The sequence below is a fragment of the Pseudogemmobacter humi genome, assembly GCF_900609055.1.
Lineage (GTDB): Bacteria > Pseudomonadota > Alphaproteobacteria > Rhodobacterales > Rhodobacteraceae > Pseudogemmobacter > Pseudogemmobacter humi.
In genome coordinates, this window is record NZ_UXAW01000103.1 from 1 (window position 1) to 25,216 (window position 25,216).

Genomic DNA, 25,216 nt, shown 5'->3' on the forward strand with positions numbered 1-25,216 from the left:
CAGTTGCCACATCGGCGCCCGGCCGGGGGCGAATTGGGGATTAGCCCCGCCCGCGGGGGGCGCGGGGCAGGGGGGGGGGGGCGGGGGTGGCCCCGGCCGCGCCCGGGCCGCGGCCGGTGATCTCGGCGGTGGCGTCGAGCCAGCCGCCCACTTTCAGCCGCGAGAAATTCGCCTTGTCGAGCCCGCCGCCCGGGCGGGTCGTCAGGCTTCCCCGCGCCTCCAGCCCGGATGCCGTCAGGTCGAGCCGGGTGACATCGGGCTGCGGCCCCAGCACCGCATCAAGCGCGAGTTTCCCGCCCGTGCCCTTCCAGCCGAGCGGCTCCACCGACAGCGAAGCGCCCTTCAGATCGCTGACGAGGCTCAGTTCCGCCGGTTTCCCCTTCGCCAGCCGCAATTCCACATCGCCCGAGGTCTCGCCCGACAGCCAGCCCGCGGGCAGTTGCACGCCCAGCCTGCGCAGCCCCGCATCGCTCAGCCGCACCGTGCCGCGCAGCCTGGCCGCGCCGCCCGTGTCACGCCCGAAGGACTGCTCGTAGCGCGCGACGACCGGCACGCCCTCGATGCTTCCGGCGCCGGAAAGCGTCATGCCCGCCCGCGTGACCTTCACCGCCAGATCCGGGCTCTCGATGGTCTTGCCCGCCACCAGCCGGTCCGAGCGGAAGCCGAGGATCCGCCCCGTCACGTCATAGGCGACCTGATCGGTCTGCACCTTCGGCACCAGCGGAAAACGCAGATCCGCCAGCAAAAGCGCGCGGCCCTCGCCCAGATCCACCTCGCGCCCGGCCTTCGAGATGAAGTGGAACGGCTCCTGGTCCAGCAGGGAAAGCATCGCGGTCAGCCCGCCGTCGACGATCAGCCGCACCTCGGCATCGGCGGGCTTTTTGGTGATATCGGGCACCCGGAACAAAGAGCCGTCGACCCGCACCCGCGCGCCGTCCGGCCCGCCTTCGGGCGCGGTGATCTCGCCGCCTTCGATCACCACGGTATAGGTGTTGCCCTGGATCGCGGCCCGGCCGTGGCCGTTTGCCACCGGCGGCAGGCTGCGGATCACCCGCACCTCGGCGCCGGAAAACTCGTAATCCAGCGCGAAACGTGGCTCTTCCCCGGCGGTGAAGCGCAAAGCGGCGGCAACATCGGTCAGCTCGCCCTGCCCCACATTCTCGGCAAGCCAGGTCCGGGTGCGCGGCACCGCCGCCAGCGGCCATAGCCTGATCAGCCGCTCGGTGCCGATCCGGTTCAGCGCCACATCCACCGCCCCCGACCAGCCGCCGCCCGGGGCGACCGCGGCATGACCGCTGAGCCGGAGCTGCTCGTCGCCCTCGGTCAGCACCACTTCGCCGATCTCGACCCGGAACGGATCGAGCCAGAGCCGCCACGAGGCCGCGCCGCCGGAAAACCGCACCGGCGCCTCGAACAGCCCCTCGGGATCGACCATCACCTCGCCGATGGCCAGTTGCGTCACCACCGCCTGCGGCAACTCGCCTTGCGCGACCGGCACCCCCGTTTCCGTCATCAGATCGGCGCTGCCCGAGGCTTTCAGCCGCAGGGACGGGCTTTCCACCGTCACCTCGTCGAGAAACACCCGCTGGCGGCCGGGATCGTAGCGCAAAGCCAGCGCCGCCTTGTCGAATTGCAAGGGCCGGGTCAGCGCGGGCGTGGTGCCGCTGACATCGAGCGCGCCGCCCTCCAGCGTCAGCGCGCCCGAGAAACTGCCGGGCCGTCCGTCCGCGTCCAGCTCGCCATGCAGGCTGCCCGAGATCGGCGCGTCGATGACCGAGAGAAAGGCCAGCGGCACCGCCTGGGCGGCCAGATCGCCCGCTGCCACCCGATCGACCGTCACGCTCACCTTCGCCGAACTGTCGGCTTTCGAGGTCTCGATCCGCATCCCGGCCTGGGCGCCGGCGCCAAGCTGGCTGACGGACAGCTCTCCGGCCAGCGCATCTTCGCGGTTCTCGATCACGAGCCGCCCGTCGCCCAGTTCCCACACCCGGCCCGCGCGGGCGTCCGAGACCGAAAGCGCCAGACCCTGGACCTCGATCAGCCCCAGGCTTTGCAGCGCGCCGGTGGAAAACATCCGGTCCAGAGCATCCAGCACCTCGGCGGGCGTGCCCATCTGCGGCGCGCCCGAAATGCCGCCGATGTTCAGCGCCAGCCGTCCGCTTTCGTCGCGGGCGACGGCGATCCGCGCCCCGGTCAGCCGCAGATCGCGCGGGCGCACCGTGCCGGTCAGCAGGGGCGCGGGTTCCAGCCCCAACCGGATCTCCGGCAGCGCCAGCAGCGACTGGCCGCCGCTCTCGGTCAGCCGCAGGTCGCGCAGAAGGATGCGGGGGGCAAGGTCGCGTTCGAACTGAACTTCGACGGCGCCCAGCGACAGCGCCGTGCCCGCGGGCAGATGGCTGGCGCCGATCGCCCGGTTCAGCCGGTCCTCGATCATCGCGACCGCCCAGACCGGCAACGGCAGACTGCGCCCCGACAGCACAAGCCCCGCAAGGCCGACGCCAAGCGCCAGCACGACCAGAAACAGCACCAGCCGCAGCCCGAGACGCGGGCGCAGCCGGGCCGCGCGGGCCAGCCTGCGCTCTTCCCGGCTGACGAGGAAACGCGGCCCCCGCCGCGGTTCCGTCTGCTCTGGCCTCGCTTCGCTCACGGCCGTTTTGCCTTTCCTCTTGCGGGTCTTAACGCCGCCTGCCCCTTGCCTTTATCTTTGCGGGAAGACAACCAGAACTCAAAGAGCCGTTATCCCCGCAGCAAGGAGCCGCCCATGACCGCCCAACCCCTGACCGCAGGCGCCGCCGCCCCCGATTTCACCCTGCCGCGCGATGGCGGCGGCACCGTTACCCTGTCCGCGCTGCGCCCCGGCAAGGTGGTGCTCTACTTCTACCCGCGTGCCGATACCCCCGGCTGCACGCTGGAAGCGCAGGATTTCACCCGGCTTGCCGGAGATTTAGCCGCGGCCGGCGCCACGGTGATCGGCATCTCGAAGGACAGCCCCGCCGCGCATGAGAAATTCTGCCGTAAATACGGGCTGGGGATCGTGCTGGCCTCGGACGAGGCGGGCACCGCCTGCGAGGATTACGGGGTCTGGGGCGAGAAGAAGAATTACGGCAAGACCTATATGGGCATCACCCGGGCCACCTTCCTGATCGACGGCGAGGGCAGGATCGCGCGCGCCTGGCCGAAGGTCTCGGTCAAGGGCCATGCCGAAGAGGTGCTGGAAGCGGCGCGGGCGTTGTAACCGGGCGCAAATTTCTTCGAAGAAATTTGCAAATCTTTTCCAAAAGATTTGGGGAAGGCCGATGCCGGACACATTCGCGGAAAGGGCGTCCCTCCCCCCACCAGCGGGCACAACGGACGCGCCCCGCCCGGCTGACTGCCGCCCCGGCAGCCCGCGGGCAATGATCAGCGCTTTTGCATCCTCTGGCCCATATCGGGCTGATCGCGGTCGATCTGCGCCGCGACATCATTGCCCGTTACGCCGGCCTCCCAGTGCTGCCCGGCTGTCCGGGCGCGACGGCGGGATCAGCCCCCTGGTGCACCACAACTGCCACGGCCGGCTGAAACCGCCCTGCAACGAGGGAAAACGCGCCGCGGCCGGACTTCTGCTGGCCGTTCGCGGAACAGGAACCCGCTGAATCCGCAGAGGGATCGGCGAAATCCCGCCTGGCATCGGCAAGCAAACGGAACCGGCGGCGCCTGCGGCGTCGGGAATGTTGCGGCGATGGCGCGGCCCGGCTAATCACGTTCCAGCCTTTCGCGGGGCCCTGCCCCCGCCTGGGCCCGTCTGCCCGCAGGGGGCGCGCGACACATCCCGCGCATTATTCCCCGCATCCGGGCGCCTGACTGTCAACGCCCGCCCCTGACGGCGGCCCCCGAGGGGACCACTTGCAGGGATCAGCCGAACCGGGCCCCGGAAATGGAACGCCTTAGTGCTCACGAGACTTGCCATTCGGATCAACAGCGCGCTTGAGACGGTCTTTCCTGAACAGCGGCTCTATCTGAAATCCGATCACGGCACCCACTACCTGCGGCTCAAACCCATGACCCAGGCGCTGGTCGTGGTGATCGGTGCGCTCGGTCTGGCCTGGACCATCGTCGCCACCTCGCTTTTCATGATGCAGTCGATCGGCGCCGGTTCCGCGCGCGAACAGACCCTGCGCCAGGGCATCATGTTCGAGGAACGGCTGACCCTGCTGTCGGCCGACCGCGATCTGCGCGCCACCGAGGCGCTCCAGGCGCAGGAGCGGTTCAACCAGGCGCTGGAACAGGTGTCCTCGATGCAGGGGATGCTGCTGGCCTCGGAAGACCGCCGGCGCGAGCTGGAAACCGGGATCGACGTGATCCAGAACACGCTGCGCCGCGCCATCCGCGAACGCGACGAGGCCCGGGCCGAGATTTCGCGGCTGACGGTGGCGCTCAGCGAACAGGGCGGCGGCGCGACCGAGATGGGCCGGATCCGCGACACGGTGGCGACGCTGGACTATCTGACCGGCAAGCTCGACGCCACCGCGCGCGAACGCGACTCGCGCTCCGCCGAGGCCGAAGCCGCGCGCGGGGAGTTGCTGCTGGTCCAGGAGGAACGCCGCGCGCTGGAACTGCGCCATGACGCGATCTTTGCGAAACTGGAAGAGGCGGTCACCGTCTCGGTCGAGCCGCTGGAGAAGATGTTCCGCGCCGCCGGGATGAACCCCAACGACCTGATCGCCACCGTGCGCAAGGGCTATTCCGGCCAGGGCGGGCCGCTGACGCCGATCAGCGCCTCAAGCATGGGCGGCACGCTGAGCTCTTCGGAACTGCGCGCCAATGCCATCCTCAAGCGGATGGAGGAAATGGACCTCTACCGGCTGGCGGCCTGGAAGGCGCCCTTCGCCAATCCGATTCTTTCGGGCGGGGTGCGGATGACCTCGGGCTTCGGCTCGCGCAACGATCCGTTCGGCGCCGGGCGGCGGATGCACGAGGGGCAGGATTTCGCCGGCGCCTATGGCACGCCGATCTACGCCACCGCCGACGGGACGGTGATTCATGCCGGCTGGCAGTCGGGTTACGGCCGTCTGATCAAGATCCGCCATGCCTTCGGGGTGGAAACCCGCTACGCCCATTTGTCACAGATCCGTGTAGAGGTGGGACAAAAGGTGTCGCGCGGCGACCGGATCGGTGATATGGGCAATTCGGGCCGGTCCACCGGCACTCACCTTCACTACGAAGTTCGCATCGGCGGCGCGCCCGTCAACCCGATGACCTTCATAAAGGCAGCGAGAGATGTTTTCTAAGAGCCGTATCAACGAGCCGGGCCAGAAGGCCGAGGCTGACAAGGCCAAAGCACCGGAGGCACCTGTGTCGAAACCCTCGATGGATTTCACCCCCCCCGCCCCCAAAGGCAAGGCCGTCGCTTCCGTGCTGTCCTCGGATCTTACCGTTGTCGGCAACCTGCGCACCACCGGCGACATCCAGGTCGAAGGCACGGTCGAGGGTGACATCCGCGCCCATCTTCTGACCGTGGGCGAAAGCGCCACCATCCGCGGCGAGATCGTCGCCGACGACATCGTGGTGAACGGCCGCGTCATCGGCCGGGTGCGCGGGCTGAAGGTCCGCCTGACCTCGACCGCCCGGGTCGAGGGCGACATCATCCACAAGACCATCGCCATCGAATCGGGCGCCCATTTCGAGGGCTCGGTCCAGCGCCAGGAAGATCCGCTCGCGCAGGGCCGCCCCACCGCGCCGCCCCTGCCCGCATCCGGGCCCGCCCCGGCGGTCGAAGCGTCCTGATCGCAAGTATTTCCGACAGACAGACGGCCCTCCGGTTCCCGGGGGGCCGTTTCGTTTCCGGCGCTCAGTCCTGGTAAAAGGCGGGGTGATAGCGCACGTCACCCTCCGGGATGGGGCCAGAGAGCGCCAGCCCCAGGAAATATTCCGCCGGGACGCCCGGGAAGATCAGGCCCGGGGCCTGGGTGAAACCGAAGCGGCGGTAATAGCCCGGCGCGCCCAGCACCACGCAGCCCGCCGCACCGCGCGCCCGCAGCTCCTCCAGCCCCTCGCGGATCAGCGCCGCCCCGATCCCCCGGCGTTGCTGTCCGGGCGCCACCGAAACCGGGCCGAGACCGAACCAGCCGCAGTCCCGTCCGCCCACCTCGACCGGCGAGAAGGCGGCATGGCCGGTGATCCGGTCCCCGGCTTCGGCAACCAGCGACAGGCTCAGCCGCCCGCTTTCGCGCAGGGCATCGATGATCCGCGCCTCGGTGCCGGAACTGTGTTCCGCGCCCGCGAAGGCGGCTTCGGTGATCCGGCGGATCGCCGGGATGTCCGCCGGAGTTTCCGCGCGGATCCTCATGCGGGCGTATCCGGCCAGTCGATCACCCGGCGATAGAGGTGCCAGCTGGCATGGCCGAACAGCGGCAGCACCAGAAACAGGCCCAGAAAACCCGGCAGCATGGCCAGAAACAACAGCGCCGCGATCAGCGCGCCCCAGGCCAGCATCGGCCCCGGGCTTGCCCGCACCAGCGTCAGGCTCGCCAGCATCGCGGTGATGTAATCCACGTCGCGATCGAGCAGCATCGGCAGGCTGACCACCGTCAGCGCGAACAGCAGCCCCGCGATCAAAGCCCCGGTGAGCGTGCCGAAGGCCAGCAGGCTGAGCCCCGCGGGGGTCAGGAAGATCTCCGGCGATTGCGAGACATTGGTCATGGTGACATTCCCCATGAACAAGGCGAAAGTCATATGGGCGAAGAAGTTCCAGAACAGGAAATAGAACACGATCATCGCCGCCATCGAGGGGATCTGGCCGTCCTTCTGGCGAAACACCGCCCCCAGCACCTCGCGCGGGACCAGTCTCTCGCCCGCCTCCAGCCGCCGGCTGACCTCGTAGAGCCCGCAGGCGATGAACGGCCCCAGGATCGGGAAACCGGCGGCGGCGGGAAAGGTCCACCAGATCTGGCCCCGGGTGGTGACGGCCCAGACCACCAGCCAGCCGCCCAGCACCCAGATCAGCGCGAAGAACAGCCCGTATCCGGGCGCGCGGCAGAAATCGCGCCAGCCCGCGACCAGCACCTCGCGCAGATCCGCCATATCGACCAGCAGGGGCTCGGGTTTCGCGTTCGTCTGCGCCATGGCAGTGGTCATCCGGCAGTCCTCCCTCATGCGGGGGATAAGCTAAATGCCGGATATGCTTTTGGCAAAGATGTAACTTGCGGGCAGGATTTGGGGCGTTCTCAGGATGAGGGCCGAAGGATGCTGTAATCCTCGCGCAGGAGAAGGAGATCCATCATGGCCGAAGGCGTGACGGCCGGACCTGCGCCCCCGCGCGGCTACGTGCGCAACCTCAGGCTCCGCAGGCTGCTTGAGGAAGCGGGCGTCGATTGCGCCGTCGCCACCGTTCCGGGGCCGGATCACCTGGCCCGGCAGCCCTTCGCGCAGGTGCCCTGTGACTCGCAGGGCAAGGCCGATACGCCGCCCCGGGTCGCGGCCGCGCTGAACCCGGCCGGGATTCTCACCATGCCCAGGTGGTCACGTCCGGCGGGACGAAGCAGCGGGTTCGGGCGGCCGGAGCAGCCAAAGCCCGGGACGCGGCCCGGTCTTAAGCCCGGCTCAGCCCTCGGCGTCGGCGCGGCTCTTCCCGGCCATGTCCAAAGCCAGCGTCGCCGCCATGAAGGCGTCAAGATCGCCGTCGAGCACCCCTTGCGTGTCCGAGGTCTCAAAGCTGGTGCGCAGGTCTTTCACCATCTGATAGGGCTGCAACACATAGGACCGGATCTGGTTGCCCCAGCCCGCATCCCCTTTGGCATCATGCGCCTCGTTGATCGCGGCAGAGCGCTTGTCCAGCTCCATCTGGTAGAGCCGGGCCTTCAGCGCATTCATCGCGATCTCGCGGTTCTGATGCTGCGATTTCAGCGAGGAGGTCACCACGATCCCGGTCGGGAAGTGGGTGATCCGCACCGCCGAGTCGGTCTTGTTGACGTGCTGACCGCCCGCCCCCGAGGAGCGGAACGTGTCGATGCGGATGTCCTTGTCCTGGATGTCGATCTCGATATTGTCGTCAACGACCGGATAGACCCAGACCGATGCGAACGAGGTCTGCCGCTTGTCGCCCGAGCCGAAAGGCGAGATCCGCACGAGGCGGTGCACACCGCTTTCGGTCTTCAGCCAGCCATAGGCGTTGTGGCCGGAAATCTTGTAGGCGACCGATTTGATCCCGGCCTCCTGCCCCGCCTCTTCCGAGAGCATCTCGACGGTGAAGCCACGCCGTTCCGCCCAGCGGGTATACATCCGCGCCAGCATCTCGGCCCAGTCCTGGCTTTCGGTGCCGCCCGCGCCCGCGTTGATCTCAAGGAAGGTGTCGTTGCCGTCGGCCTCGCCGTTCAGAAGCGCCTCAAGCTCTTTCTGCGCCGCGGTTTCCACCAGCGCCCGGATCGCCGCTTCGGCCTCCTGGACCAGCGCCTCCTCGCCCTCGGCCTCGCCCAGTTCGATCAGGCCGATGTTGTCGTTCAGCCCGGCGTCGATCAGCTTGTAGCCGTTCACCGCATCCATCAGCGACTGCCGCTCGCGCATCAGCTTTTGCGCGCGGGCCGGGTCGTTCCACAGATCGGGCTGTTCGATCAGCGCGTTGAACTCTTCGAGCCGGTGCGGCGCCGTCTCCCAATCCAGGCGCTGCGCCAGGAGGGCCAGCGATTTGCGGATCTGTTCGACTTGAGCTTGCGTCTCGGCGCGCATGGTTCACCTTTTTCAGCGTCGATGGGCCTCATATCCGCTGCCCGGGCTTCGGGCAAGAGCGGGCGCGGTCTCGCGGGCGGCTCAGTAGAGCCCGCCCGAGGAAACCGTGCCGAAATCGGCCTTGCCGGGGATGACCCTGGTCTCGCCGGTGGCGGTGGTGACCGAGGCCGAGCCGCTCTCGGTCTCGCCATAGGCGAACAGCGGCAGGTTCTGGCCCATCTCGAACCCGCCGTCGACCAGCGCGCCCATGCCGAAGATCGGATCCTCGCCCTCGCGGAAATACTCCGCCACCACATGGGCGCCGCTGGCGTCGTCGGGCAGGCGCGCGCCGGTGAAACGGTCGATCTTGACGAAATAACCGCCCGGCGGCACCCGGAACTTGCTGCCGCCGTATTTCTTGACCACCTCTTTCATGAAATCCTGGAACACCGGAACGCAGAGCGTGCCGCCATAGGCCGAAGACCCCAGCGTGCGCGGCTGGTCGAAACCGATGTAGCAGCCGGCGACGATGTTCGAGGTATAGCCGATGAACCAGACATCTTTCGCGTCGTTGGTGGTCCCGGTCTTGCCCGCCACCGGCACCGGCAGATTGACGCCCGAGCCCGAGCCGCGGATCACCACGCCCTCCATCATCGAGGTCAGCTGATAGGCGGTGATCGGGTCCATCACCCGCTCGCGGTTGGCGGTGATCTTCACCCCGTCGCCGCGCGGGAGCTCGCCCGCGCCGCAGGTCTCGCAGACCCGGTGGTCGTGGCGGTAGATGGTGCGGCCGTAGCGGTCCTGCACCCGGTCGACCAGCGTGGGCTCGACCCGCTCGCCGCCGTTCGCGAACATCGCATAGGCCGCGACCATCTTGTAAAGCGTGGTTTCCTGGGCGCCGAGGCTGTTCGCCAGATGCGGCGCCAGCCGGTCGTAGACGCCGAAACGCTCGGCATAGGCGGCAACCGTCTCCATGCCGATTTCCTGCGCGAGGCGGATCGTCATCAGGTTGCGGCTCTGCTCGATCCCGGTGCGCAAGGGCGTCGGCCCGTAGAATTTGTTCGAGGCGTTCTTCGGCGTCCACAGCCCCTGGGGGGTCTGGATCTCGATCGGCGCATCGACGACGATCGTCGCCGGGGTGAAACCGCTGTCCAGCGCGGCGGCATAGACGAAGGGCTTGAAGCTCGACCCCGGCTGGCGCTCGGCCTGGGTGGCGCGGTTGAACACCGAATACTGGTAGGAAAACCCGCCCTGCATGGCGAGCACCCGCCCGGTATTCACGTCCATCGCCATGAAGGCACCCTGCACTTCGGGCACCTGGCGGAGCGTCCAGCGGATGAAACTGCCGTCGCTGTCTTTGGTCATCCGGCGCACCAGCACCACATCGCCCACATCGACCAGATCCGAGGCGCGGGCGGCCTTCCTGCCGAGCTTGCCGTCAGGCAGACGTTTGCGCGCCCATTTCACGTCCTCGGCGGGGATTTCGCCCTGCTCCGGTACATCCTCGATCCCGATCCGGGCCGAGCCTTCACCAAGCGACAGAACCACCGCCGGATACCAGCCGTCGATGTCGCGCGGCACGTCCGTCCCGGCCAGCGCGAGCCGCCAGTCCTCCTCGCGCGCCAGCTGGTCGGCCGGGATCTCCTTGCCGGTGCCGCGCCAGACGCCGATGCCGCGGTCGTATTTTTCCAGCGCCACGCGCAGGGCGCGCTCGGCCTCGGCCTGCAATTCCGGGTCGATGGTGGCGCGGATCGTCAGCCCGCCCTTGAAGAACTCCTCGCGGCCGAAGTTGCGCGAAAGCTGGCGCGAGACCTCTTCCGTGAAATAGGTCCGCCCCGGCAGTTCCTCGCGGAAAGACTGGAAATCGCCGTTCTGCACCGAGCGCAGCGGCTTTTCGCGCTCGGCCAGCCAGGTCGCCTCGTCGATATAGCCGTTGTCCCACATCTCGCGCAGCACGTAATTGCGCCGGTCGGTCACCCGCTGCTTCGCGGTCACCGGATGGTAGCGGCCCGGGGCCTGGGGCATCGCCGCCAGCATCGCCGCCTCATGTGGCTCCAGCTCGGTCAGCGATTTGTTGAAATAGGTCTGGGCGGCGGCGGCCACGCCATAGGAATTCTGCCCGAGGAAGATCTCGTTCATGTAGATTTCAAGGATGCGGTCCTTGGACAGCGTTTCCTCAAGCCGCGTGGCGAGGATGATCTCCTTGATCTTGCGCTCGACCCCGGCCGCACCCTTGCGGGTGCCGTCGAGCAGCATGTTCTTCGCCACCTGCTGGGTGATGGTCGAGGCGCCGCGCATGTCCTGGCCGCGGCTGACGATGGCCTCGCGGAAGGCGGCCATCATGCCGCCGGCGTCATAGCCCTCATGAGTGAAGAAATTCTTGTCCTCGGCCGAGACGAAGGCCGCCTTGACCAGATCGGGAATATCCTCGGCCGAGACGAACAGCCGGCGCTCCTCGGCGAATTCGTCGAGGATCCTCCCCTCGCCGGAATAGATCCGGCTGATGGTGGCGGGGGTGTATTTCGCCAGCGTCTCATGGCTGGGCAGATCGCGCGAATACATCCAGAAGATCGCGCCGACGGTCAGGGCACCGAAGAAGATGCCCAGCGTCACCGCGGTGAAAATGGCCCCGAGGAACGAGCCGATGAATCGCAGCACTGTCGCTTTCCCTGGATGATGCAGGCCTTCCCTATATCAGACGCCTCTCCCGGTCAAAACCCTGGCCATCACCTCTGCGCGCGCAGGCGGTTTCCCCGCTTTCGCCGCCTGCTCATTTTCTGTCTGAAAATATCCCGGGGGGAGTCCCCGGAACGGGGACGGGGGGCTGGCCCCCCTTGCCCGGCCGCCCCCCGCGCGCCCGTCAGTCGCGCAGGGCCCGGATCGCCAGATCCTCGTCGGCCCAGGCCACCAGCCCGTCCCGCAGGGCCGCCGCCATCCGCGCGCGCCAGTCGGGATCGGTCAGCCGCTTCAGATCGCGCGAAGACGACAGAAACCCCAGCTCCAGCAGCACCGAGGGAATATCCGGCGATTTCAGCACCGAGAACCCGCCCTCCTGGCGCGGCTTGCGGTGCATGCGCAATTCCGCCGCCTTGATCGCGGTTTCCAGTGCCAGCGCAAGCCGGTCGGTGCGCGGCTTGGTCTCGGTCCGCGCCATATCCATCAGCACGGTGGCGACCAGATCGTCCTGGGCGGAAAGGTCGATCCCGGCCAGCAGATCGTCGCGCTCGTGGCGCTCGGCCAAAGCCGCCGCCGCGGCATCGGTCGCCTCGTCCGACAGGGTATAGAGCGTCGCGCCATGGGCCTCGCCCTCGGCCAGGGCATCGGCATGCAGCGAGAGAAACACATGCGCCCCGGCGGCACGGGCCACCGAGATCCGGGTCTCAAGCGGCACGAAGACATCCTCTTCCCGGGTCAGCACCACGCTGAAACGGCCGTCGCGCAATAAGAGCTCCTTCAATTCGCGCGCGAAGGCCAGCATCAGATCGGCCTCCCGGTGGCCGTCGCGCTCGGCGCCGGGGTCGATGCCGCCATGGCCAGGGTCGATCACCACCACCACCGGCCCCTGGCCGCGCGGCACCGGCGCGGGCAGATCGGCGGCCGGGGGCAGCGACCATTCCAGAGGCTCGGGCTGGCCCGCAAGCCGCGCGAAATGCTGCTCAGAACTGCGCTCCAGCCTTATCGAGATCCGGGTCTCGTCGCCGGTGCGCATCTCGGAACGGGTGATCATCCACGGTCCGTCCAGCACGATCACCAGCCGCGACCAGCCCGCGCGGAACACGCCCGCGCGCAGATCGCGCACCGGCCCGCCCGGCGCCAGCCGGTTCAGCCCGGTCCACTCCACCTCGCGCGCGTCAAGGATCATCCGCGGCGGATCGTCCAGCATCCGCACCCGCCAGGGCACCGGCTGGCTGATCGCCAGATCAAGCGTGACCGCGCTTTCCCCCGCGCTGACCGAAGAGGCCGCCGGATCCAGCCGCGCCAGCGCCGAAAGCCCCTCGGCCCGGGCCGGGCCATGCAGGAAAAGGCCGAGGATCACCGCCAGAACGACCCGGAACTGCCACATCTTCCGCCCCCTTTGCGCGCCGCGACTATCCCCGATCATGGACGCCAAGTCCACTCACCGCGCCGCCATGAAGGCTTTCAGCCGCACGATCCCTTCGGCGATATCCGGGGTCGAACGCGCATAGGAAAACCGCAGGAAGCGCCGCCCGCGCTGCGGATCAAAATCCACCCCCGGCGTCACCGCCACCCCGGCGCACTCCAGGATCTCGCTGGCAAAGGCAAGGCTGTCATCGGTCAGATCCGAGACATCGGCATAGATGTAGAACGCCCCGTCCGGCGGCGCGATCCGGGTGAACCCGGCTTGCGCAAGGCCGTCGAGCATCAGCCGCCGGTTGGTCGCATAGACGGTGCGGTTCGCCTCAAGCTCTTCGGTGCAATCCAGCGCGGCCAGCGCCGCGATCTGGCTGGCATGCGGCGGGCAGATGAACATGTTTTGCGCCAGCCGCTCGACCCGGCGGATCTGGGTTTCGGGCACCACCATCCAGCCGATGCGCCAGCCGGTCATCGAGAAATATTTCGAGAAAGAGTTGATCACCCAGGGCGCATCCGAGATTTCCAGCGCCGAGACGGCGCGGGCCTCGTAATGCAGCCCGTGATAGATCTCGTCCGAGACGAAAGGAATGCCGCGCGCCTCCGCCGCGCCGATCAGCGCGGCAAGCGCCGCATGATCCAGCATGGTGCCGGTCGGATTGCCGGGCGAGGCCACGATCAGCCCGTCGAGATCGAGCTCCTCCAGATCGGCGGGCACCGGCTGGAAGCGGTTCTCCTCCCGCGCCGCGATCCCCACCGGTGTAAGCGACAGGGCGCGCAGGATCTGGCGGTAGCTCGGATAGCCCGGCTCGCCCAGCCCCACCCGGGCACCCGCGTCGAAAAGCGCGGTGAAGGCCAGAAGGAACGCCCCCGACGAGCCCTGCGTCACCACCACCCGCGCCGGATCGAGGTCAATCCCATACCAGCGCGCGTAAAGCCGGGCGATGCCCTGGCGCAGCTCGGGCAGGCCGAGCGCGACGGTATAGCCGAGCGGCTGGTCCAGCGCCGCCGCCAGCGCCTGCCGCGCGGCCAGCGGCGCCGGCGTGCCGGGCTGGCCCACCTCCATATGGATCACGCTGCGCCCCGCCGCTTCCAGCGCACGGGCGCGTTCCATGACATCCATCACAATGAAGGGATCGACTTCGCCGCGCCGCGATCCCCGACTTGATCTGTCCATCGCCTGCCCCTTACAGTCCGCGCCATGCGCCGCGCCCGGCCCTCGTGCCCGGGCCGCCACCAGAGGTCAACCCGGAAGGATTACCATGCGTCTCGCCCTCACCCTCGCTGCCGCGCTTTCGGCCCCGTTTCCCGCGCTGGCCGAGGGGCTGACCGACATGACCGAGGCCGAACGGGCCGCCTTCGGCGAGGCGGTGCGCGATTATCTGCTGGAAAATCCCGAAGTCATCATCGACGCGATGAAGGTGCTGCAAACCCGCGAGGACAAGGCGGCGGCCGAGCAGGATCTCTTGATGCTGGCCGAGAACCGCGAGACGATCTTCAACAACCCGAACGACTGGGCCGGCGGCAATCTCGCGGGCGATATCACCGTGGTCGAGTTCATGGATTACCGCTGCGGCTATTGCCACAAGGCATTCCAGGAGGTCGAGGAACTGGTCGCCTCGGACGGCAACATCCGCTTCGTGCTGAAGGAATTCCCCGTCCTGGGCGAGCAATCGGTGCTGGCGGCGAAATTCGCGATCTCGGTCAGGATGCTGCACGGCGATGCGGCCTACAAGGCGGCGCATGACGCCCTGTTCGCGATGCGCGGCGACATGACGATCGAAAGCCTGTCGCGGCTGGCCGGCCAGCTTGGCCACGATCCGGCCGGGATCCTCGTGCAGATGGAGGCGCCCGAGGTCCAGGCGATGATCGACGAGACCTATGCGCTGGCCGAGACGATGCAGATCAACGGCACGCCCACCTTCGTGATCGACGAGGCGATGGTGCGCGGCTATGTGCCGCTCGACGGCATGCGCCAGATCGTCCTGCGCCAGCGCGAGGGCTGAAGAAACAAGATCCTTCCAGGGATCTTGCAAATTTTTTCGAAAAAATTTGCCGCCCGCCACCGGGTGGGCCTGTCCCCGGATCCTTCAAAGGATCCGGGCCGGTTTCTTCGAAGAAACCGGCGCGCAATCTTTGAAAGATTGCGCTTCGCCGCGCTATTCCGCCGCCTTCGCGACCTCGGTCTCGATCTCGCCCGCGCGCTTTTCGACCAGTTCGACGATATGGTCGATCATCTGCTCGTTCGACATGCGGTGGCTCTGTTTGCCCGCCATATAGACCATGCCGTTCCCCGCGCCGCCGCCGGTGAAACCGATATCGGTCATCAGCGCCTCGCCCGGGCCGTTCACCACGCAGCCGATGATCGACAGGCTCATCGGCGTCTTGATATGCTCCAGCCGCTTTTCCAGCTTCTCGACGGTTTTGATCACGTCGAAGCCCTGGCGCGCACAGGACGGGCAGGAGATGATCTGCACGCCGCGGGTGCGCAGGCCGAGCGATTTCAGGATCTCGTAGCCGACGCGCACCTCTTCGACCGGATCGGCGGAAAGCGAGACCCGGATCGTATCGCCGATCCCGAACCAGAGCAGGCTGCCGAGCCCGATGGCCGATTTCACCGTGCCCGCCATCAGCCCGCCCGCCTCGGTGATGCCGAGGTGAATCGGCGCATCAGTCGCCAGCGCCAGTTGCTGATAGGCGGCAGCGGCAAGGAACACGTCCGAGGCCTTCACCGAGATCTTGAACTCGTGGAAATCGTGATCTTGCAGGATGCGGATATGGTCGAGGCCGGATTCCACCATCGCATCCGGGCAGGGCTCGCCGTATTTCTCCAGCAGATGCCGCTCCAGGCTGCCGGCATTCACCCCGATGCGGATCGAGCAGCCGTGGTCCTTCGCCGCCCGCACCACCTCGGCCACCCGCTTCTCGTCGCCGATATTGCCGGGGTTGATGCGCAGGCAGGCCGCGCCCGCCTCGGCGGCCTCGATGGCGCGCTTGTAGTGGAAATGGATGTCCGCGACGATCGGCACCGGGCTTTCGCGCACGATCTCGCGCAGCGCGCGGGTGCTTTCCACATCGGGGGTAGAGACGCGGACGATATCCGCCCCCGCATCTGCGGCGCGCTGCACCTGATCGACCGTGGCGCGCACATCAGAGGTGATGGTGTTGGTCATAGTCTGCACCGTGATCGGTGCATCGCCCCCGACCGGCACATTGCCGACCATGATCATGCGGCTTTTCCGCCGCTCGATGTTCCGCCAGGGGCGGATCGGGTTCAGACTCATGGCCCATGCTCCGAAAGCTGTCGGAGCCGATATCTAACCCCGCCCGCCCCGCGCGGCAACCGCCGCCGGGCCAAAGCCCGGTGGTGTTGACGTGTTATTGTGTAACCGCGCAGCTTGCCGCCAGGTCCGGCACCCCGCCCGAGGCATCGGCGGTCATGATCCGGGCCAGATCGCGATCCTTCGCCAGATCGGCCTCGGCGAAGCTGGCGGTCACCGCATCGGGTGACAGCGCGATATTGCTGGCCACATTCGCGCCGGGCGCAGCCGGACCATAGGTCTTGCCGCCGACCACGAAATAGACCGCGCCGGAATTGCCGGTGCGCAGCGAGGCCACGTCTTCCAGCGCGGGCACCTGATAGCTTTCGCAGGTGTCGAGGATCTTCTCGAACAGCACCGTGCCATCGGCGGAACTGACGCGCATCCAGGCCGGACGCACCGCGAGGATCTCGACCCCGGGGCGGAGCTCGGCAGTGACCTGGATCGCATCGCCCGCAGCTTGAGCCCCGGCCTCGGCGACCACGGCGGCGGCCGCCGCGCCCGCGCGCGGGTCGATGGTGCCGATCGGGCCGTTGCGCGAGACATAGACCGGCACGTCCAAAGCCTGCGGCCGGTAGAGCCGGTCCATCAGATCGGGTTCGGCCGCGCCCTGGGCGGCCTCGGCCACCGACTGCGCCGGGGCCTCGCTCACCGCCACCGGCTTTTCGTTCTCCAGCGGATCGATGGAGACCACCACTTCCGGCGCCTGATCCACCGGCGCAAGCTGCACGCGCTGCACCTCTTGCAGGATCGACCAGCCGCCGTAGCCGATGGCGCCGATCAGCGCGATCAGCACCGCGAGCGAACCGACCGCGCCGGGCTCGATCTTTGAGAACCAGCTTTCGCCACGCGGAACGAAGGCGAGATTCGGATTGGCCAGCGGCTCGGCGAAATCGGCGCGCGGGCGGGCCTGGGCGGCGCGCTGCGGCGCGGCCTGGGCCGACATGCCATGCGCCGGGGCGAAATTCGCCTCGCGGCAAAAGCGCTGGAACGCCTGATCCGGTTCCATCCCCAGGTAACGGGCATAAGAGCGCACATAGCCGGCGACGAAACCGGGAGTCTCGAAGGCCGAGACATCGGCGTTTTCGATGGCGGCGATATAAGTGGCCTTGATCTTCAGTTCACGCTGCACGTCGAGCAGCGACTTCCCCAGCGTGGCGCGTTCGCCGCGCATCAGATCCCCCAAGCGCAAGTCGAAGTCGTCGAAGCCCTTCGGCTTCTCTTCCTCCGTTGCCTGAGGTCTGGACCTCCAGCCGATCATCCGAACCCTGTCCCCTTGGCGCCTGTAATCCCGAGTCGTCTTTGGTGCGACTCACGACGATTTGTATTGCGGCAACGCTAGCACAGGGCAAGGGCTTTTGCACATGCAGTAAACCCTATGCCGAGGCTTCGGCACGATTCAGCGCACAATGCCGCCAGAGGTTGTCCATCGCCTTCACCAGGCGGTCGATCTCATCGGGGCCATGCACCGGCGAGGGGGTGAAGCGCAGCCGCTCGGTTCCACGAGGAACGGTGGGGAAATTGATCGGCTGGACATAGATGCCGAACTGGTCCAGCAGCATGTCGGACAGCATCTTGCAATGGATGGGGTCGCCCACATGGACGGGCACAATATGTGTGTCGTGGTCGATGATCGGCAGGCCAAGGCCGCGCAGCCGCAGCTTGAGCGTCTTCGCCTGTTCCTGGTGCTTCTTGCGCAGGGCGCGGCCGCCCTCGCCCTTAAGGAAGCGGATCGCGGCGGCGGCGCCGGCGGCGACGGCGGGCGGAATCGAGGTGGTGAAGATGAAGCCCGGCGCATAGGAACGCACGGCATCGACCATCTTCGCAGATGCAGCAATATAGCCGCCGAACACCCCGAACGCCTTTCCAAGCGTGGCGTTCACGATGTCGATCCGGTGCATCTGGCGGTCACGCTCGGCCACGCCGGCGCCGCGCGGGCCATACATGCCGACGGCGTGAACCTCATCCAGATAGGTCAGCGCGCCGAATTCTTCGGCGATGTCGCAGATCTCGCGGATCGGGCCGAAATCGCCGTCCATCGAATAGATCGACTCGAAGGCGATCATCTTCGGCGCCGCCGGGTCGTCTGCGGCCAGCAGCTCGCGCAGATGCGCCAGATCGTTGTGGCGGAAGATGCGCTTCTCGCCGCCGCCCCGCCGGATCCCTTCGATCATCGAGGCATGATTCAGCGCGTCGGAATAGATGATCAGCCCGGGGAAGATCGCCCGCAGCGTCGACAGCGTCGCGTCATTGGCGATATAGGCCGAGGAAAACACCAGCGCGGCCTCTTTGCCGTGCAGATCGGCGATCTCGGTTTCCAGCCGCTTGTGGTAAACGGTCGTGCCCGAGATGTTGCGGGTGCCGCCCGAACCGGCGCCGGTCGAATCCAGCGCCTCGTGCATTGCCGCCAGCACTTCGGGATGCTGGCCCATGCCCAGATAGTCGTTGCCGCACCAGACGGTGATCTCTTTTTCGGTCCCGTCGGGGCGGGTCCAGACCGCATGAGGGAACTGGCCCTTGCGCCGCTCGATGTCGATGAAGGTGCGGTAGCGGCCTTCCTCGTGCAATTTGCCAATGGCGGCATCAAGCGCGGCATCGTAGTTCATGGGTCCGTCCTCACGTCTTTGCTGCTCTCCACCCATGCGGCGGATCGCTGCGCTCCACCTTGACCTGCATCAACAGTGGGCCCGAATACAGTGGGCGAATTGTCACGCCCCATATGCAGATTTAGCGCGCTCAGCCCCCCGGCGCCACCGTCAGAACCAATACGCAGGAATTTTTTCCCTTGCGCGTGGCATCGCAGGCCGCCAGCGCCTCTTTCTCTGCGGTGGCGGCATCGGGCAGATCGGCCAGAGCGATGGCCGAAGGCACCGGCTGGCCGTTCCTCAGGAACCCGTCGTCGGGCGAGACCGCCAGCGCCGCGAACCCCGCCTTGCCGGGCACGAAGATCGCCAGCGCCTGATCGTTGGTCTGCACCATGCGCAGCAGCGTCAGCTCCTCTTCGCTCAGGAAGGGGTGCAGATGCAGCGTGACCTCGGACTTGCCGTTGAGTTTCGTCTCGACCGCGATATCGGCCAGCGCCGGCACCGCCGCGGCCAGCGCCGCCATTCCCGCAAAAACCGCAACCCGCATCGGCGATCTTCCTCTGAACTCCGCTTTCCCGCGCCATAGCCGATCCGGCGGGCTCTGGACAGTGGTTTCGCGCCTGTTACCTTGGCGCGGCGATCACAGACAGGAGAGTGGGATGAGCGGCGAGGCGACAGGCAAAACCGGGCTGGAAGCGGTGCTTGCGGGGATCGACGCGGCGCTGCCCGCGGCGCTGGACCGGCTGATGGAACTGCTCAGGATCCCCTCGATCTCGACCGATCCGGCCTGGAAGGCGGATTGCGCCCGCGCCGCCGACTGGCTGGTTGCGGATCTGAAATCTCTGGGCTTCACCGCGGAAAGCCGCCCCACCCCGGGCCATCCGATGGTGGTGGCGCATGGCGGGACCGGCGAGCGGCATCTGTTGTTCTACGGCCATTACGACGTGCAGCCGGTCGATCCCCTGAACCTCTGGCACCGCGATCCGTTCGATCCGGTGATCGAGGCGACCGCGAAGGGCGATGTGATCCGCGGCCGGGGCTCGTCCGATGACAAGGGCCAGCTTATGACCTTCATCGAGGCCTGCCGCGCCTGGAAGGCGGTGCATGGCACCCTGCCCTGCCGGATCACCATCTTCCTGGAAGGCGAGGAGGAATCCGGCTCGCCCTCGCTGATTCCCTTCATGCGCGACAATGCGGGCGAGTTGACCGCGGATCTGGCGCTGATCTGCGACACTTCGATGGTTTCGCCGGGCGTGCCTTCGATCGCGGGACAACTCAGGGGGATGCTCAAGGACGAATTCACCCTGCACGGGCCGAAGATCGACCTGCATTCCGGCCATTACGGCGGCCCGGCGCTGAACCCCCTGCGCGAGATCTCGAAACTCGTCGCGAGCTTCCACGACGATCAGGGCCGCGTCGCGGTGGAAGGCTTCTACGCGGGCGTCCATGAGGTGCCCGCAGATCTGAAGCGCCAGTGGGAAAGCTGCGGCTTCGACGAGGCGGATTATCTGGGCTCGGTCGGCTTCACCCGCGCCCATGGCGAGGCGGGCTATTCCACGCTGGAACAGCAATGGGCGCGGCCGACGCTGGAGATCAACGGCCTTTGGGGCGGCTACCAGGGCGCGGGGTCGAAAACCGTGATCCCGGCCGAGGCGCATTGCAAGATCACCTGCCGGCTGGTGGGCGACATGGACCCCGACGATCTGCGCCGCAAAGTGCGCGCCCATGTCGAGGCCCGGCTGCCGAAGGACGCGCGCGTGACCTGGGACAACAACCTCGAAGGCTCGCCTGCCGCGGTGATGAAAACCGACCGCCCGGAATTCGAGGCTGCACGCCAGGCTCTGTCGGACGAATGGAACCGCGAGGCGGTGATCGTCGGCATGGGCGGCTCGATCCCGATCGCCGGATTTTTCAAGACCATCCTCGGCATGGACGCGATGCTGATCGGCTTCGCCAATGACGACGACGCGATCCATTCGCCGAACGAGAAATACGACGTTCAGAGCTTCCACAAGGGGATCAGAAGCTGGGCCCGGGTGCTGGAGCGGCTGGTATGAGCGCCGTCACCCTCCGCGACCTGACGGCGGCGGACGAGGCCGGCTGGCGCCGGGTCTGGCAGGAATATCTCGACTACTACCAGGTGGATCTGGCGCCCGAGGTCACCGCCCATACCTGGGCGCGGCTGATGGATCCTGCGGCGCACCTGCACGGCCGGGTCGCGGTGGCGGGGGATCAGATTCTCGGCTTCGCGCTGCATCTGACCCATGGCTCGACCTGGGTGATCGGCGAGGATTGCTATCTGGAGGATCTCTGCGTGGCGGAAGCCGCGCGCGGCCAGGGCCTGGGCCGGGCGCTGATCGACGATCTGATCGCTCTGGGTCGGGAAAAGGGCTGGAACCGGCTCTACTGGCACACCCAGGAAACCAACGCCCGCGCCCGCGCGCTTTACGACAGTTATGTCGAAAGCGACGGACATGTGCGCTACCGCCTGCGCCTCTGACCGGCGGCGGACGCCTCCGGCGGGGGTATTTGGGTCAGGATGAAAGGGCTATCGGTTGCGGAAAACCGGGCCTTTTCGGCCTGATCGAGGCGCTTTAGGACGGGTGCCGATGCTTCCGGCGGGGATCTTCGCGGCAAGATGAAAAGCCTTGCGGCCATTGCGCGGAAAGCTTCGGGCCGGCGGCGACTGATGTCTCCGGCGGCGGTATTTCCATAAGGAGGAAGCTGCATCTTCCTTTTGATCGAAACAGCCAGATCCGGCTATATCATCTGCGATGCGAGAGGAAGAAATGGCGCGGTTGACGGGGCTCGAACCCGCGACCCCCGGCGTGACAGGCCGGTACTCTAACCGACTGAGCTACAACCGCGCTGACGCGTCAGACCAGAATGGAGCAAGTGGCGCGGTTGACGGGGCTCGAACCCGCGACCCCCGGCGTGACAGGCCGGTACTCTAACCGACTGAGCTACAACCGCGCTGTGGTCTCTTGCTTCCCGGCTGGTCCGGGCGTGGGGGACAGATACCTGGGGTCTCCGGCGGCGTCAAGCGCCGTTGTCACGATTTTTCACATCGCCTCAGCGTTCGGGCGCGGGGATGAATTCGGCCTCGTCCCCCGGCGGCAGGCGGAAGCGGCCATGCGCCCAGTCTCCCGCGCGCCAGGCCTCTTTCGCCGCCTCGATCCGCTCTTTCGACGAGGCCACGAAATTCCACCAGATATAGCGCGGCCCGTCCATCGTGGCGCCGCCCAGAAGCATGATCCGCGCGCCTTCCGCGCCGGCCTTCACCGACACCTGGTCGCCGGGGCGGAAGACCAGCATCCGGCCGGCTTCGAACCTCTGGCCCCCGGTCGTAACCTCGCCCGTCAGCACATAGACGCCGCGGTCCTCGTGGTCGTCGGGCAGCGGAATCGCCGCGCCCGGGGCCAGCACCGCATCGGCGTAGAACACCTCGGACGGCATATCGAGCGCCATCCGTTCCCCCCAGGCCTGGCCGAGGATCAGGCGCACCTGTTTGCCCTCGCCTTCCAGCTCTGGCAGTTCGGCCTTGCCGATATGGACGAAACCGGCGGCATCATCCTCGCGGGCTTTCGGCACCGCGAGCCAGGTTTGCAGGCCGAACATCGACAACGGTGCGCGCCGCGCCGCGCCATCCGTGCGTTCGGAATGGGTGATGCCCTGCCCCGCCAGCATCCAGTTCACCGCCCCGGGCTCGATCCACTGATCGGTGCCGAGGGAATCGCGGTGATGGAGACGCCCTTTCATCAGATACGTCACCGTGCCCAGCCCGATATGGGGGTGCGGGCGCACGTCGATCCCCTCGCCGGTCAGGAACTCGGCCGGGCCCATCTGGTCGAAGAAGATGAAGGGGCCGACCATCTGACGCTCGACCGAGGGGAGCGCGCGGCGCACCTCGAACCCGCCCAGATCGCGGGCGCGGGGTACGATGACGGTCTCGATGGAATCGACCTGATCGCCGATCGGGATCGAAGGGTCGAGGGCGGGGTTCCAGCTCATGGCAGTTCTCCTGGCGCTATGAGAGGAGAATAGGCGCGCGCGGCCAGGATTTCAGCCCTTGCGGGCGGCGGGAGTGCTGTTCACCTGCGCACAGACAGAGCACCCTTGCGCCCGACCCCGGACCGGGTTAGGCCGCGCGGCGGGGGTGGTTAGCTCAGTTGGTAGAGCGTCTCGTTTACACCGAGAATGTCGGGGGTTCGAGTCCCTCACCACCCACCACCTGATCCGTTGAGATCGTTAAAACCACCTGCATATCAAGGGCTTTTCGCACTTCACTGTTACAACTCACGTTACAAACGGGGCTGTAATGGCAGGCAAGGTTCGGCAGCTTGCGGACCGTGAGGGGCGCTGTTTCGCCCGACTCGTGGTCCCAAAAGACCTTCGGAAGGCTTTAGGGAAAACCGAACTGCGCGCCGCTTTGGGCGGTGATTGGCGGCAGGTCCTGAAACTGCTGCGGGGCGCGGTGGTGCAGCTTCAACACCGGACCGCGCAAGCCGAGCGGCAGGCAGGTCCCGCGAACACCCACCGCGGCAGAAACACCGCGTTGTTGCCCCTCCTCTCTCCAAAGGTGGCCAGGAACTCGGGCACGCCCGCCTGGCGTAGTCCGGCCTTCCCGCCAGCATATGTGGTTCACGTCGGGATGGCCTGCCGGCCCGGCCCGGGGGTTTCTGAGAGCCGTTACAGTTCAATGGCGTGTTGCAGTTTGCCGTTCTATGTCTCGCGAGGTTCGCAAAAGGGGCAAATCCGGGGATCCTGCGGCCGCCACCGGACGGGGGCGCAAACAGGCCGCGCGGCGTGCCGCGGCGTCCTTTCTCCCCCTTGCGATTTTGCCGGGGCCAGCCTAAGCGGAGCCATGACCCAGCATCAGCGCCTTCTCATCATCGACTTCGGCTCCCAGGTGACGCAACTCATCGCGCGCCGCCTGCGAGAGCTGAACGTCTATTGCGAGATCCACCCCTACAACCGGGTGGACGATGCCTTCCTCAGGGCCTTCGCGCCACGCGCGGTGATCCTCTCGGGCGGGCCGGATTCGGTCACCCGCGAGGGCAGCCCCCGCGCGCCCGAAAGCCTGTGGAGCCTCGGCGTCCCGGTGCTGGGGATCTGCTACGGCCAGCAGACCATGATGCAGCAGCTTGGGGGGCTGGTGGAATCGGGCCATGGCACCGCCGAATTCGGCCGCGCCTTCGTCTCGCCCTCGGATGACCGGCTGCCGCTGCTCGACGGCTGGTTCGCCGCCGGGAACGAGCAGGTCTGGATGTCGCACGGCGATCACGTCTCGAAAATCGCCCCGGGCTTTCAGGTCTACGGCACCTCGCCCGGCGCGCCTTTCGCGATCACAGCCGACCCCGGGCGGCGCTTTTTCGCGGTGCAGTTCCACCCCGAGGTGCATCACACCCCGAAGGGCGCGAAACTCTACGAGAATTTCATCCGTCTGGCCGGTTTCACCGGCGACTGGACGATGGCGGGCTACCGCGAGCAGGCCATTCAGCAGATCCGCGATCAGGTCGGCGACAAACAGGTGATCTGCGGTCTGTCGGGCGGGGTGGATTCCTCGGTCGCGGCGATCCTGATCCATGAGGCGATCGGCGATCAGCTCACCTGCGTTTTCGTCGACCACGGGCTTCTCAGGAAGAACGAGGCGACCGAGGTCGTCGCCATGTTCCGCGACAATTACAACATCAAGCTGATCGCGGCGGACGAGTCCGACCTGTTCCTCGGCGCGCTGGAAGGGGTCTCCGACCCGGAAGTGAAGCGCAAGACCATCGGCCGGCTGTTCATCGACGTGTTCCAGAAATACGCGAACCGGATCGAGGGCGCGGAATTTCTCGCCCAGGGCACGCTCTATCCCGATGTGATCGAGAGCGTGTCCTTCTCGGGCGGCCCCTCGGTCACCATCAAATCGCACCACAATGTCGGCGGCCTGCCCGAGAAGATGGGGCTGAAACTGGTCGAGCCCCTGCGCGAATTGTTCAAGGACGAGGTGCGCGCTCTGGGCCGCGAACTCGGCCTGCCGCAGTCGTTCATCGGCCGCCACCCCTTCCCCGGCCCCGGCCTCGCCATCCGCTGCCCGGGCGAGATCACCCGCGAGAAGCTCGCCATCCTGCGCGAGGCCGATGCGGTCTATATCGACCAGATCCGCAAACACGGGCTTTACGACGAGATCTGGCAGGCTTTCGCCGCGATCCTGCCGATGCGCACCGTGGGGGTGATGGGCGACGGGCGCACCTACGACTATGCCGTGGGGCTGCGCGCGGTCACCTCGGTGGACGGCATGACCGCCGACACCTACCCGTTCACCCATGAATTCCTCGGCGAGACGATGACCCGCATCATCAACGAAGTGCGTGGCGTGAACCGGGTGTTCTACGATGTGACCTCGAAACCGCCGGGCACGATCGAGCTGGAATAATTCGGGCCCATCCGAAGGTCGCCGATAACCGGCTTTGTTGCGCTATCCCTGTGACCTACGGATTCATGTTTGTGAGTCCGGGGGTTAGGTTGGCCCCATGAGCAAACCGATCCCTCTTT

Annotated in this window: 19 protein-coding genes and 3 tRNA genes; 8 read left to right on the forward strand and 14 right to left on the reverse strand. The window is 67.0% G+C overall.

The genetic code is table 11. The annotated features are described in order from the left end of the window. Nucleotides 1-40: 40 nt before the first annotated feature. Nucleotides 41-2,647, reverse strand: coding sequence for a hypothetical protein (locus XINFAN_RS18160; protein ID WP_124088282.1), 2,607 nt, complete (start codon nt 2,645-2,647; stop codon nt 41-43). A gap of 114 nt (nt 2,648-2,761) precedes the next feature. On the opposite strand from XINFAN_RS18160, the gene XINFAN_RS18165 reads away from it, so the two are divergent. The 3 genes from XINFAN_RS18165 (at nt 2,762) to XINFAN_RS18175 (ending at nt 5,763) form a co-directional block, all read left to right on the forward strand. Beyond that, a complete protein-coding gene (locus XINFAN_RS18165) occupies nt 2,762-3,235 on the forward strand; it encodes a peroxiredoxin (protein ID WP_124088283.1) in 474 nt (157 codons plus the stop codon). Between the two features lie 691 nt (nt 3,236-3,926). Continuing rightward, nucleotides 3,927-5,267, forward strand: coding sequence for a M23 family metallopeptidase (locus XINFAN_RS18170; RefSeq protein WP_124088284.1), 1,341 nt, complete (start codon nt 3,927-3,929; stop codon nt 5,265-5,267). After that, entirely contained in the window at nt 5,257-5,763 is a 507-nt protein-coding gene (locus XINFAN_RS18175) for a bactofilin family protein (RefSeq protein ID WP_124088285.1), read from the forward strand. The genes XINFAN_RS18170 and XINFAN_RS18175 overlap by 11 nt, the downstream gene beginning before the upstream one ends. Nucleotides 5,764-5,827: 64 nt before the next feature. Here the strand turns inward: XINFAN_RS18175 and XINFAN_RS18180 are convergent, their stop codons facing one another. From XINFAN_RS18180 to XINFAN_RS18205, 6 genes are all read right to left on the reverse strand, one after another. Continuing rightward, nucleotides 5,828-6,325, reverse strand: a complete 498-nt coding sequence (locus tag XINFAN_RS18180; RefSeq protein WP_124088286.1) for a GNAT family N-acetyltransferase — start codon at nt 6,323-6,325, stop codon at nt 5,828-5,830. Then, nucleotides 6,322-7,113: a DUF2189 domain-containing protein gene (locus tag XINFAN_RS18185; protein WP_124088287.1), complete on the reverse strand. Its 792-nt coding sequence runs from the start codon at nt 7,111-7,113 to the stop codon at nt 6,322-6,324. The genes XINFAN_RS18180 and XINFAN_RS18185 overlap by 4 nt, the downstream gene beginning before the upstream one ends. A 465-nt stretch (nt 7,114-7,578) precedes the next feature. Beyond that, on the reverse strand, nt 7,579-8,700 hold the full coding sequence (gene prfB / locus XINFAN_RS18190; protein ID WP_124088288.1) for a peptide chain release factor 2: 1,122 nt from the start codon (nt 8,698-8,700) through the stop codon (nt 7,579-7,581). An 81-nt stretch (nt 8,701-8,781) separates the two neighbouring features. Continuing rightward, nucleotides 8,782-11,337, reverse strand: a complete 2,556-nt coding sequence (locus XINFAN_RS18195) for a penicillin-binding protein 1A (protein WP_124088289.1) — start codon at nt 11,335-11,337, stop codon at nt 8,782-8,784. 202 nt (nt 11,338-11,539) lie between these two features. After that, the gene (locus tag XINFAN_RS18200) at nt 11,540-12,742 is read right to left on the reverse strand and encodes an N-acetylmuramoyl-L-alanine amidase (protein WP_124088290.1); all 1,203 of its coding nucleotides are present in this window, start codon (nt 12,740-12,742) and stop codon (nt 11,540-11,542) included. Between the two features lie 54 nt (nt 12,743-12,796). Beyond that, nucleotides 12,797-13,948 carry a pyridoxal phosphate-dependent aminotransferase gene (locus tag XINFAN_RS18205; RefSeq protein WP_124088291.1) on the reverse strand — a complete coding sequence of 384 codons (1,152 nt, stop codon included), beginning with the start codon at nt 13,946-13,948 and terminating at the stop codon, nt 12,797-12,799. Nucleotides 13,949-14,033: 85 nt separating this feature from the next. Between XINFAN_RS18205 and XINFAN_RS18210 the strand changes: the two genes are divergently transcribed. Beyond that, nucleotides 14,034-14,777 (forward strand): DsbA family protein, encoded by a 744-nt coding sequence (locus tag XINFAN_RS18210; RefSeq protein ID WP_124088292.1) that lies wholly within the window; start codon nt 14,034-14,036, stop codon nt 14,775-14,777. A gap of 153 nt (nt 14,778-14,930) precedes the next feature. Here XINFAN_RS18210 and ispG read toward each other — a convergent pair whose 3' ends face one another. The 4 genes from ispG to XINFAN_RS18230 form a co-directional block, all read right to left on the reverse strand. Next, nucleotides 14,931-16,055, reverse strand: coding sequence for a flavodoxin-dependent (E)-4-hydroxy-3-methylbut-2-enyl-diphosphate synthase (ispG, locus tag XINFAN_RS18215; RefSeq protein ID WP_124088293.1), 1,125 nt, complete (start codon nt 16,053-16,055; stop codon nt 14,931-14,933). Nucleotides 16,056-16,149: 94 nt separating this feature from the next. Next, nucleotides 16,150-17,352 (reverse strand): helix-turn-helix domain-containing protein, encoded by a 1,203-nt coding sequence (locus XINFAN_RS18220; protein ID WP_199286462.1) that lies wholly within the window; start codon nt 17,350-17,352, stop codon nt 16,150-16,152. Nucleotides 17,353-17,467: 115 nt separating this feature from the next. Beyond that, entirely contained in the window at nt 17,468-18,697 is a 1,230-nt protein-coding gene (hemA, locus tag XINFAN_RS18225) for a 5-aminolevulinate synthase (RefSeq protein WP_124088295.1), read from the reverse strand. A 130-nt stretch (nt 18,698-18,827) separates the two neighbouring features. After that, the gene (locus XINFAN_RS18230) at nt 18,828-19,223 is read right to left on the reverse strand and encodes a hypothetical protein (RefSeq protein WP_124088296.1); all 396 of its coding nucleotides are present in this window, start codon (nt 19,221-19,223) and stop codon (nt 18,828-18,830) included. Between the two features lie 112 nt (nt 19,224-19,335). On the opposite strand from XINFAN_RS18230, the gene XINFAN_RS18235 reads away from it, so the two are divergent. Next, complete coding sequence (locus XINFAN_RS18235; protein WP_124088297.1) at nt 19,336-20,733, forward strand: M20/M25/M40 family metallo-hydrolase; 1,398 nt, start codon at nt 19,336-19,338, stop codon at nt 20,731-20,733. Beyond that, on the forward strand, nt 20,730-21,176 hold the full coding sequence (locus XINFAN_RS18240; protein ID WP_124088298.1) for a GNAT family N-acetyltransferase: 447 nt from the start codon (nt 20,730-20,732) through the stop codon (nt 21,174-21,176). The genes XINFAN_RS18235 and XINFAN_RS18240 overlap by 4 nt, the downstream gene beginning before the upstream one ends. Before the next feature lie 290 nt (nt 21,177-21,466). On the opposite strand, the gene XINFAN_RS18245 is transcribed toward XINFAN_RS18240, so the two are convergent. From XINFAN_RS18245 to XINFAN_RS18255, 3 genes are all read right to left on the reverse strand, one after another. Further along, nucleotides 21,467-21,543, reverse strand: a tRNA-Asp gene (locus tag XINFAN_RS18245). Between the two features lie 29 nt (nt 21,544-21,572). Then, a tRNA-Asp gene (locus tag XINFAN_RS18250) sits at nt 21,573-21,649 on the reverse strand. A 99-nt stretch (nt 21,650-21,748) separates the two neighbouring features. Continuing rightward, on the reverse strand, nt 21,749-22,687 hold the full coding sequence (locus XINFAN_RS18255) for a pirin family protein (RefSeq protein ID WP_124088299.1): 939 nt from the start codon (nt 22,685-22,687) through the stop codon (nt 21,749-21,751). 143 nt (nt 22,688-22,830) lie between these two features. Here XINFAN_RS18255 and XINFAN_RS18260 point away from each other — a divergent pair. After that, nucleotides 22,831-22,906, forward strand: a tRNA-Val gene (locus XINFAN_RS18260). 634 nt (nt 22,907-23,540) lie between these two features. Then, a complete protein-coding gene (guaA, locus tag XINFAN_RS18265) occupies nt 23,541-25,097 on the forward strand; it encodes a glutamine-hydrolyzing GMP synthase (protein ID WP_124088300.1) in 1,557 nt (518 codons plus the stop codon). Nucleotides 25,098-25,216 lie beyond the last annotated feature (119 nt).